The organism is Herbaspirillum lusitanum P6-12 (genome assembly GCF_000256565.1).
In the GTDB taxonomy this organism is placed as follows: domain Bacteria; phylum Pseudomonadota; class Gammaproteobacteria; order Burkholderiales; family Burkholderiaceae_D; genus Herbaspirillum; species Herbaspirillum lusitanum.
This window is the reverse complement of record NZ_AJHH01000218.1, coordinates 1-6,413: the sequence shown is the minus strand read 5'-3', so window position 1 is coordinate 6,413 and position 6,413 is coordinate 1. Positions and strand designations below refer to the sequence as shown.

10 protein-coding genes and 1 tRNA gene are annotated in these 6,413 nt (G+C 59.2%); 5 read left to right on the top strand and 6 right to left on the bottom strand.

What is annotated here, in order from left to right; translation table 11 throughout:
* The first annotated feature begins 237 nt into the window (after positions 1-237).
* A complete protein-coding gene (locus HLUSI_RS0107270) occupies positions 238-723 on the top strand; it encodes a DNA-deoxyinosine glycosylase (protein ID WP_016833351.1) in 486 nt (161 codons plus the stop codon).
* A gap of 56 nt (positions 724-779) precedes the next feature.
* Here the strand turns inward: HLUSI_RS0107270 and HLUSI_RS0107265 are convergent, their stop codons facing one another.
* Positions 780-1,475 (bottom strand): P-loop NTPase family protein, encoded by a 696-nt coding sequence (locus tag HLUSI_RS0107265; protein WP_016833350.1) that lies wholly within the window; start codon positions 1,473-1,475, stop codon positions 780-782.
* A 94-nt stretch (positions 1,476-1,569) separates the two neighbouring features.
* Positions 1,570-1,797, bottom strand: coding sequence for a hypothetical protein (locus tag HLUSI_RS27425; protein WP_016833349.1), 228 nt, complete (start codon positions 1,795-1,797; stop codon positions 1,570-1,572).
* A 51-nt stretch (positions 1,798-1,848) separates the two neighbouring features.
* On the opposite strand from HLUSI_RS27425, the gene HLUSI_RS0107255 reads away from it, so the two are divergent.
* Together HLUSI_RS0107255 and HLUSI_RS0107250 are read left to right on the top strand one after the other, a co-directional pair.
* A complete protein-coding gene (locus tag HLUSI_RS0107255; protein ID WP_016833348.1) occupies positions 1,849-2,691 on the top strand; it encodes a spermine/spermidine synthase domain-containing protein in 843 nt (280 codons plus the stop codon).
* A 152-nt stretch (positions 2,692-2,843) separates the two neighbouring features.
* Positions 2,844-2,919, top strand: a tRNA-Lys gene (locus HLUSI_RS0107250).
* Positions 2,920-3,100: 181 nt separating this feature from the next.
* On the opposite strand, the gene HLUSI_RS0107245 is transcribed toward HLUSI_RS0107250, so the two are convergent.
* Entirely contained in the window at positions 3,101-3,535 is a 435-nt protein-coding gene (locus tag HLUSI_RS0107245; RefSeq protein WP_016833347.1) for a DUF6566 family protein, read from the bottom strand.
* Positions 3,536-3,665: 130 nt separating this feature from the next.
* Here HLUSI_RS0107245 and HLUSI_RS0107240 point away from each other — a divergent pair, with 130 nt between their 5' ends.
* A complete protein-coding gene (locus HLUSI_RS0107240; RefSeq protein WP_029363241.1) occupies positions 3,666-4,325 on the top strand; it encodes a thiopurine S-methyltransferase in 660 nt (219 codons plus the stop codon).
* A 16-nt stretch (positions 4,326-4,341) separates the two neighbouring features.
* On the opposite strand, the gene HLUSI_RS0107235 is transcribed toward HLUSI_RS0107240, so the two are convergent.
* Positions 4,342-5,376 carry a dienelactone hydrolase family protein gene (locus HLUSI_RS0107235; RefSeq protein WP_157137778.1) on the bottom strand — a complete coding sequence of 345 codons (1,035 nt, stop codon included), beginning with the start codon at positions 5,374-5,376 and terminating at the stop codon, positions 4,342-4,344.
* A 123-nt stretch (positions 5,377-5,499) separates the two neighbouring features.
* Between HLUSI_RS0107235 and HLUSI_RS0107230 the strand changes: the two genes are divergently transcribed.
* Complete coding sequence (locus HLUSI_RS0107230; RefSeq protein ID WP_016833344.1) at positions 5,500-5,955, top strand: hypothetical protein; 456 nt, start codon at positions 5,500-5,502, stop codon at positions 5,953-5,955.
* Between the two features lie 34 nt (positions 5,956-5,989).
* Here the strand turns inward: HLUSI_RS0107230 and HLUSI_RS32470 are convergent, their stop codons facing one another.
* Together HLUSI_RS32470 and HLUSI_RS31405 are read right to left on the bottom strand one after the other, a co-directional pair.
* A complete protein-coding gene (locus HLUSI_RS32470; protein ID WP_157137777.1) occupies positions 5,990-6,220 on the bottom strand; it encodes a hypothetical protein in 231 nt (76 codons plus the stop codon).
* 82 nt (positions 6,221-6,302) lie between these two features.
* A partial coding sequence (locus HLUSI_RS31405) for a helix-turn-helix domain-containing protein (protein ID WP_157137776.1) occupies positions 6,303-6,413 on the bottom strand: 111 nt, incomplete at its 5' end.

The window sequence follows — 6,413 nt, the reverse complement described above, 5'->3', positions numbered from 1 at the left end:
ATCGATATAGCCGCGCGCGGCCGCCGATTGTGCAACTGCGGCACCGATGCCGCGACTGCCGCCGGTAACGATAATGACTGGTTGTCCCATGTGTTTTATCCTTGTGTGTGGTCGTGAAGAGCCTTGGATGGCGAGAGTGGAACCTTCGCCAAATAGTGTAGCCTTATTCCCCCGGCCGCGTCTGATGGCCGGGCCTGAAAAAATTTCAACTTTGATTTCAACCCGCCCTCCTGATTCATGACCCGCAAACGCAGTTTCCCCCACGTCACCAACGCCAACACCCGCGTGCTGATCCTCGGTAGCCTGCCGGGCGACGCTTCACTGGCGCATAGCCAGTATTACGCTCATCCGCAAAACAAATTTTGGGAGTTGATATCGGAAGTGGTCGGTGAAAATTTGCGCGCGATGGAATACGACCAGCGCCTGCTGGCCTTGCTGAAGCATGGCGTTGGATTGTGGGACGTGATCGCCGAAGCGCGCCGCACAGGCAGTCTCGACAGCAACATTGCAGACCATGCCGGCAACGACCTGGCCGGCCTGCTCGACGAATTGCCGCAGTTGACGACGATAGGTTTCAATGGCGGCACCGCCGCGAAACTCGGATTGAAAGTATTGGGAGAGCGTGCGGCGCAATACCGCATCGTGCTGCTGCCGTCGAGCAGCCCGGCGCATACGATGGCTTATGCGAAAAAACTGGCGCAGTGGCTCAACCTTCGGATGTAAACGAATGACCTGCGGAGACGATACCGGCGTATCGCCTCCTGCCGGCAAGCCTTGCTCTACGGCGCGAGTTTGCCGATGTCGCCGTAAGCACGGTTCAGCCACACCTTCACGCGCTGCCGTTCCAGCAGGCCCAGGCCGGCAGTGGCGCGATCGGGGTGGTTCAGCGCAGCCCAGAAACTGGCGCTTTGCTGATCGATCTTTTGCATGGTGGTGTCCGGCAGGCGGCGCAGGCGGATCACGCTTGCGCCCAGTTGTTCTGCGCGCTCGCGCTCGCCTGATGCATCCAGAATGTCGAAACGATCGCCGCGGACTTCGTTGAGCACCAGCACCAGCTTGAGTCGCCCGCCGAACTGATCGAGCCATTTGCGCAGCAGGTCGACCGAGTCGCGTCCGGTATCCATGACGTGCCACCAGGTCAGCGTCATGTTGTGCTCGGCCGCAAAATCCAGCACGCCGGAGTCTTCGATCCATGTTGTCAGCGACTGTTGCGTCTGGGCTGCAAGGTCGACCAGGATGCGGCCTTGCGGATCTTCGAGTGCGTATTCAATAAGCGGATCCAGGGCGTCATGCTGGTCCAGCACGATCGGTGCGGAAAAATCTCCGTAAAAACGCAGCAGCGCGCCGTGCGACTTGTCGGTGTCGAAACCGCGGAAAGGAATATTCCAGTCGATGAAGTATTGCGCCAGCACCCGGGAAACCAGCGATTTTCCGACGCCGCCTTTTTCACCACCGATGAAGTGAATATGACTCATTGCTGTGGATCCTTTTTAAACGAGTAAATGTTGAGCAGAGACGAGAACGTCAACAGCAGGCAATGAGCGTGCCAGGAACGGGCCAGATGACGATCTATGACCGGAAGAAAAGAATATCGTAGAACGAGCCGTTGAAGCCGCCGTTCAGAATCAGATATTGCACCGCCCGGCCGAACAGCACGATGCCCCCAAAGACAATGGCGAGCCGGAGGATGAAGAGTATTTTCTTGAGCATGGACGCAAGTGTAGCTGAACCTGCACGCCAGGCGTCAAACGCAGGCGGCAAAACGGTTCCTGCCCCGCGAGCCGCTCCGTTCTGCATGCCGGTCCTTCCGGCAAGGTATCATTCGGCAATTCGAATTCGGGCAACATCATGCTGATCAAACGCAAATCCATCGAGGCGCAAGCCAACACCAAAGCCGGTCCCGGTCCGGACAAGGACAAGGCCAACTCCAAGGCCAAGCCCAGGTCGAAAGTCACCGCACCGCGCAAGCCGCGCTTTGCGCCGGTCACGTTGTCGGAGCAGGATGGCGTGCGCTACCTGCATTTCGGCACCGAATGGGTGCAAGGCGCCATGCGCATCCGCAAGCCCGACTGGATCGAGCTTGAATACGCGCAACAGATGATGAGCTGGATGTTGTTCAACCAGGCGCCGCAACATATCGTTCAACTCGGTCTCGGCACGGCGGCGCTGACCAAGTTCAGCTACCGCCAGTTTCCCAAGGCGAACGTCACGGCGGTCGAACTGAACCCGTCGGTGATCGCGATTTGCCACAGCATGTTCAAGCTGCCGCCGGAAGACGATCGCCTGTCGCTGCTGGAAATGGACGCCAACGATTTCATCCACGACGAGCAGCGCCACGGCACCATCGATGCGCTGCAAGTCGACCTGTACGACGCCACCGCACGCGGCCCGATGCTCGACACGCCGGAGTTTTACAAGGCCTGCCGCGACAGCCTCAGCGAGGATGGCGTCATGACGGTCAACCTGTTCGGCGACCATCCCAGCTACGCCAAGAACCTCAAGGCGATGCGCTACGCTTTCGACCAGGTCATCTCGCTGCCCGAAGTCCATGACGGCAACGTCGTAGCGATCGGATTCAGGAACGCGGTGGAATTCGACTTCCCGGCGCTGTACGAGCGCGCGGAAGAAATCAAGGCCGCCACCAAGCTGCCGGCGAAATCGTGGGTGAACGGGATCAAGAGCAATTTCTGAGCGCCCGCCCGCGTCATGAAGCCGGCAGGTATGCGGCAGGATTGCAGCGCTGGTAGGGATTTTCAGAGAGATATTGATATTTTTTGGATTTTTTCAAAAAGGGGCTTCCAAGTTTGAAAATAATCGGGTTATAATCACGCCTCTTCATCGGGGGGGCGTTAGCTCAGTTGGTAGAGCAGCGGACTCTTAATCCGTAGGTCGAGTGTTCGAGTCACTCACGCCCCACCAAAGAATACAAAGGACTTGAATCGAAAGATTCAGGTCCTTTTTCTTTTGCCGGGCCGGAAACGAATGCATTGCATGAACGCGGCGCATCCGGATTTTTCCCCCGCCAAAACAAACATCCCGCCAGCAGGCGGGATGTTTTGCAAATCACTTCTCTTGCGCGGGCTTCTGATTCTGCGGCTGCCTACAACTTCCCCGCCGCCACATCCTCGTCAATTGCCTCGCGCGCCATCGCCACTGCATTGTCTTCCGCTTCCTTGCGCGTGTTGCCGCGGAACGGAGTGACGTTGGCGCGGCGGAATGGCACCGGGTTGTCGTTGCGATGCAATTGATAGGCGCCGACCCAAGTGCCGTCGCGTTGTTCGCTGCCGCTGGCGCGGATGAAGTAGCCCTTGTGTTCGTAGGAGTCGAGGTCGAGTTCGGAGTCTATCAGCGCGCGTGCGAATGCCGCGCCGGCCATCTGGGCGGCATGGACCGTGTCGAAGGGCGAACCCTTGATGTTCGGGTATTCTTCTTCACCGTCAACCTTGATGCTGCAAAACACGCCCTTCTTGCCGGGCTGGATACTGTCGATCACGATGAAATGCTTGCCGCGATGGGTGGAACCGTACTGCGCCATTGTTTCTGCCTCTATGGATAATTAGCAAGCATCGTAGCATATGCCCCTCTTGCATGAAGGCAACCCCTCGCATGTGGCATGTGCCATGGACGGCTACAATATGCGTCAAACAAATTCACGGGACAAATTCATGGAAGCAGAATTCTGGCTGGAGCGCTGGCGCGACGGGCGCACGCATTTTCATCAAACCCGCGTGACCCCGCTGCTGCAAAAATACTGGCCGGCGCTGGCGCTGCCGCAAGGCAGCCAGGTGCTGGTGCCGCTGGCGGGCAAGTCGCTCGACATGGTGTGGCTGGCGTCGCAGGGACATCGCGTGCTGGGCGTGGAATTGTCGCAGCTGGCAGTCGAGCAGTTCTTCGATGAAAACCGGCTGCAACCTCAAATCCGCGAATCCGCTTACGGTCGCCACTATACGGCCGGCGACGTCGAGATCATTTGCGGAGATATCTTCAAGCTGGATGCGGCGCTGCTGTCGGCGTGCGTCGGGGTCTATGACCGCGCCGCGCTGGTGGCGCTGCCCGCCGACATGCGTGCACGCTATGCCCGGCACGTCTACGGCCAGTTATCCGCGCACTATCGCGGCATCCTGATTACGCTCGACTATCCGCAGGAACAGATGGACGGCCCGCCGTTCTCGGTCGGCGATGCAGAGGTGCAGGCGATCTTCGCAGCGCATTCGGAAGCGCTCGTGATCGACCGCCGCGACATCCTCGACAAGGAGCCGAAGTTCAGCGAGCGCGGCGTCAGCCGGCTCGATACGGTGGTGTATCAACTGCAGCGCAAAGGCTGATTTCCCTCGTCACGCGTCATTTGATCTGCCCGATCTTGCGCAGGAAGTCTTCGACGTCCTTGCTCGCCAGATCGCGGTAGCGGTTGTCGAACGAGCCGACGGTGACGCCCACGCTCTGGCAATCCTTGTACATCTTTTTTTCGTCCGCCAGCGACAGCTTGTCGCTGCTGCCGACCAGGTGGCGGCTCCAGCCGGCGATGTCGGTTTCGGTCATCGGGCAGTTGCGCGTGGAAGTGCCGAGCCTGAGGTAATGCACGCCCTGATTGCCATCGAAGCTGTGGTGCGCGCCGTCGTAGACGCGATAGTCGATGACACCCGGATATTCTTCCTGCATGCCCTTGATCTGGTCGAGGCAAAACTTCGCCGGCGTGTAGTCGTCCTTGCTGCCCATCAGGAACAGCATCGGCGCGCCTGTTTTGTCGTAGCTGCCGTTTTTGCGGAAGCGCGAATTCTGGCAGCCGGGATAGGCGGGAATGTGGAAGGCGAATTGCAGGTTCTTATTCTCGCGCAGCACGTTGTCGCGGAAGGATTTGACCGCGGTTTCATTGGCGGCGATGCCACCCCGGCTGAAGCCGATGATGCCGATGCGGTCGGCGTCAAAGCGTGGATCGGCGGCAAGGAATTTCAGCGCGAAAAAAGCGTCGGCGGTGTCGGCGGCATTGCTGACCAGGTTCTGGTCCTCCACCGTGCTCTCAACACCGCGCGGGGTAAACGAATCGACCACGAAGGCGGCGAAGCCGAGCTTGTTGAAATACGGCGCCCAGAACCCGGTGTCCTTGGATTGCACGCCGGCGCTGCCGTGCGCAATCACGACCACAGGAATCTTGCCGGCCGGCGGATTCGGCGGCAGCATCAGGTAACCGAAAATCTCGATCGGTTTGCCCACCCGCTTTGCCATCTCGAACTTGTTGGCGTATTCGGCCGAAGGGAAGCTGATCTTTTGCTGGGCAGAGGCAAGGCCCGACCAGGACAACAGGGAGCACGCCGTCAGGATGCACATCAATACCTGCATGGGGCGACGGAGATGGCGGAATATTTTTTTCGAGTTCATGTCTGCCTTCAAAAAATTGCACTCCATCATGCCAGCAAGCCCCGCGCCTTGGCTGACAAGCTCGTCAGGAACCGCGGATCGCAAACGCCTTTTTACGGCTACGCATCTCGAAATAAAGCGATAATGCTGCTTTCCCAAGCCAGCGACGACGTCCAGCCGATGCAAGACCCCGATCAAGACTCTCCCGAAGTGCAGCCGACCCGTCCATGGATCGTGCTCACCACCACCTACGATGTGGAAGCGTGGATCGATAGTTACAACCGGGATCTGCAGCAGGCGGTAAAGAAGGACAACACCAAGGGTTACGGCATCTGCTTCTGTATGGAACTGGGCGGCGAGGTGTACCTGCACACGACGTCCGAAGGCGACATCCTGCTGGACGTGACGGAAGAGGCGGAATGGGTGGCGCCGGTCATCAGCGCTGCAACCGGCGTGGCGGCGCCATCATCGACAGTGTGGGCCCTGCCCGGCGATACGCTGACGCAACTGGTGCTGGGGCTGAGCGGATTGATCGCTGCCACGCGCATCGTCGTCAGCCATGCCTACAAGACCCCGAAAAACTGGCCGCAGCGCTATTGAACGGTGCGGCCTCAGCCCGGCAACGACAGCGACGTCATTGCGACTTCGGCTTGGTGTTGATGGCGCGGCGAGCGTCGGCGTCGCGTTCGGATTTCTTTTCGAATTCGGTGCGTTCGCAGGCGCACAGGATAAAGGCGATGCAGGCAGCCAGCGAAATGGCAATGAAACGCTTCATGGTATTCCCCGATAGTGATGGGCCGATGCCGGAGCCGTAGTTGTAGTCGTAGTCGCAGCTTGGAATCGCGCCCTTATTTCCCTGGAACAAGAGTCTAACCCAGCCCCTCCCAAAAACAAAGGATAACGCTCCGCATTGCGGCATGGACATCGCGCGTGGGGCATGCAACAGCTCAGGCGCCGCGTGCGTTCGCCAGGTCGTATTTCTTGATCTTGTCGTACAGCGTCTTGCGCGGAATGCCGAGCTGCTCGGCCGCCAGCGCGACGTTGCCGTCAGCCCCGGT

Coding starts and splice junctions, on each gene's coding strand:
- HLUSI_RS0107270 (WP_016833351.1), top strand. CDS start 238: ATGACCCGCAAACGCAGTTTCCCCCACGTCACCAACGCCAACACCCGC.
- HLUSI_RS0107265 (WP_016833350.1), bottom strand. CDS start 1,475: ATGAGTCATATTCACTTCATCGGTGGTGAAAAAGGCGGCGTCGGAAAA.
- HLUSI_RS27425 (WP_016833349.1), bottom strand. CDS start 1,797: ATGCAGAACGGAGCGGCTCGCGGGGCAGGAACCGTTTTGCCGCCTGCG.
- HLUSI_RS0107255 (WP_016833348.1), top strand. CDS start 1,849: ATGCTGATCAAACGCAAATCCATCGAGGCGCAAGCCAACACCAAAGCC.
- HLUSI_RS0107245 (WP_016833347.1), bottom strand. CDS start 3,535: ATGGCGCAGTACGGTTCCACCCATCGCGGCAAGCATTTCATCGTGATC.
- HLUSI_RS0107240 (WP_029363241.1), top strand. CDS start 3,666: ATGGAAGCAGAATTCTGGCTGGAGCGCTGGCGCGACGGGCGCACGCAT.
- HLUSI_RS0107235 (WP_157137778.1), bottom strand. CDS start 5,376: ATGAACTCGAAAAAAATATTCCGCCATCTCCGTCGCCCCATGCAGGTA.
- HLUSI_RS0107230 (WP_016833344.1), top strand. CDS start 5,500: ATGCTGCTTTCCCAAGCCAGCGACGACGTCCAGCCGATGCAAGACCCC.